This window comes from Peribacillus sp. NPDC058002 (assembly GCF_042886655.1).
Lineage (GTDB): Bacteria > Bacillota > Bacilli > Bacillales > DSM-1321 > Peribacillus > Peribacillus aracenensis.
Genome location: NZ_JBHVQU010000395.1, coordinates 1 through 2,395, shown reverse-complemented (window position 1 = coordinate 2,395; position 2,395 = coordinate 1). Strand labels below are relative to the sequence as shown.

At 41.5% G+C, this 2,395-nt stretch carries 2 protein-coding genes; both read right to left on the bottom strand.

The features are described from left to right. Positions 1 to 124: 124 nt before the first annotated feature. Positions 125 to 1,552 carry an MDR family MFS transporter gene (locus ACFVSH_RS25505; RefSeq protein ID WP_387596980.1) on the bottom strand — a complete coding sequence of 476 codons (1,428 nt, stop codon included), beginning with the start codon at positions 1,550 to 1,552 and terminating at the stop codon, positions 125 to 127. Between the two features lie 59 nt (positions 1,553 to 1,611). After that, positions 1,612 to 2,184: a TetR/AcrR family transcriptional regulator gene (locus tag ACFVSH_RS25500; protein WP_387708552.1), complete on the bottom strand. Its 573-nt coding sequence runs from the start codon at positions 2,182 to 2,184 to the stop codon at positions 1,612 to 1,614. Between the last annotated feature and the right edge of the window lie 211 nt (positions 2,185 to 2,395).

Here is a 2,395-nt window from a genome sequence, read left to right as displayed (position 1 = left end):
TCAACCTTAAATCGTTTCGTTTTAAAAACAACAATCTTTACGAAAAGAGCCTTTTCCAAACAAAAAGCCAGACAGAGAAAATTTTTCCCTGCTGGCTAATTTATCTTTTTTCGGTAATATCTTTTCAGTCCCGTGCTGTCCTGATAAAAAACGACACGATTAAACCAATGATTGCAAGGACAAGACCGAAAATAAAGGCATCTTGAACACCTGCAGTCAATGAACCGCTGATGGCAGATGGATCGAACGGATCTTCTGCATTTGCCATATAATTTTTTTGGGATGCTGACATGATTGTAATGGCAACGGTTGTACCGATGGCCCCCGATACTTGCTGCAATGTATTCATTAGAGCCGTTCCATCCGGATAAAGATTTTTCGGCAGTTGATTCAGACCATTTGTCTGGGCCGGCATCATGACCATCGAAACACCAATCATAAGGAGGGTATGCATGACGATTACCATAATGATCGCCGTTTCAGTCGTTACGTTCGTCAAAGTCCATAACATGACAATCATAATAATGAAGCCCGGGATAACTAACCCTCTTGGCCCAAACTTATCAAAAATGCGCCCGGTAACCGGAGACATGATACCATTAAGCACTCCACCCGGTAAAAGTACAAGCCCAGCAGAAAACGCAGCTAATGCAAGACCGGTTTGCAGGTATAACGGTAAGAGGATCATGGATGACATGATGATCATGAAGGTGATGAAGACGGTTATTAACCCTAATGTGAACATCGGGTATTTAAAAACACGCAAATCAATCATCGGTTTATCCATGTTGAATTGCCTCACAGCAAACAGGAATAGTGCTATAAGTCCAACAATGATCGAAGATAGAACTATCGCATTGCTCCATCCTTGTTCTCCGACAATACTGAAACCATAAACAATTCCCCCAAAACCAATGGTCGATAATATAATGGATGGTACATCGATTTTAGGTTTGGTGATTGTTGAAACGTTTTGCATATACTTGAGACCGAATAGTAAAGCGATCACAAAGAACGGCAAAGACACCCAGAAAATGTAATTCCATTCTAGATTTTCGATAATCAAACCTGAAGCCGTCGGTCCGATGGCTGGGGCAAACATGATCACCAGCCCCATCAATCCCATCGTCGCTCCCCTTTTATGAATAGGGAAAATCAATAAAATGGTATTGAACATGAGAGGTAATAAAAGACCCGTTCCGATAGCCTGGATGACACGTGCTAGCATCAAGATGCCGAAACCAGGGGCAATTGCTGCAATGAGCGTCCCAATGATGGAGAACACCATTGAGGCAATGAATAATTGACGAGTATTGAACCACTGAATCAAGAGTCCCGAAACGGGTACCAATATCCCCAATGTTAATAGGTAACCCGTTGTCAGCCATTGCACGGTGGAAGGACTGACATTGAATTCTTGTATTAGATCCCCCAGCGCCATGTTTAATGCCGTCTCACTGAATAACCCAATGAACCCTGCAATTAAAAATGCTATTAATATAGGGGTCGTTCTAATGACTGGGTTTTGTTGCTGTGTTGCATCTGCAGACATAAAATAATTCCTCCAATTACTAACTGTTCGACCTAAGCTTAAGATAATTTTTCCATGACTTATTTATTTATCAGCAATAATGGTATCTGTTCCGCAATGGCTTGGAGAGGTTCCCCGCTTTTCGCCGTTAAGGATAAAAGGATACCGCCTTCGATTAAAGCATTAATTACGATACTCAATTCTTTTGCCTGTTTCTCACTGAATTCCGCCTCGAGTAATTTCTTCACATATATGGATTGCCAATCTTCTATCGCTTCTTGACAGGCCGTTCTTATGTGCTCACTCGTCGTATATGTTTCTGCTGCAATCGTCCCGATTGGCAGTCCTAATAGATTTTCACTATCACCAAATACCTCGGACAAATGAAAAATATGAGACTGAATGGCTTGGATAGGGTCTTCAATTTCATCAAATCCCCGTTCAATTTCATCTATAACGAATTTTTTAGTATGAATAATCGCCTCGATCGCCAATTCTTCTTTGCCTTTCGGAAAATAATGATACAGCGAACCTTTTGGGATACCACTTTCCTCAATGATGTCCTTGAGCCCCACACCGTAATATCCACGTATCCGAAAAAGTCGGGAAGCAGCTTCAATAAGAATGTCTTTCGAGTTTCGTTTTTCTGCCATAGCTGGATCACTCCTTGAAATTATATCAACCGGTCTATTAGACTATACTTATATATCATGGTTTTGTCAAAATGACAAAGCCAGTGAATGGAATATGCTATTTTCTCATTGAAAACAAAAGGCTGGTTTCGCATACTTTGGTGCTATTTACCAAACAAAGCGGTGTGGTTGATTTCCCCTCCAGATGCTCGCTTTCCGCGGGGCGGGCGGT

Excerpts from the sequence above, each read along its gene's own strand:
- ACFVSH_RS25505 (WP_387596980.1), bottom strand. The coding sequence starts at position 1,552 with ATGTCTGCAGATGCAACACAGCAACAAAACCCAGTCATTAGAACGACC.
- ACFVSH_RS25500 (WP_387708552.1), bottom strand. The coding sequence starts at position 2,184 with ATGGCAGAAAAACGAAACTCGAAAGACATTCTTATTGAAGCTGCTTCC.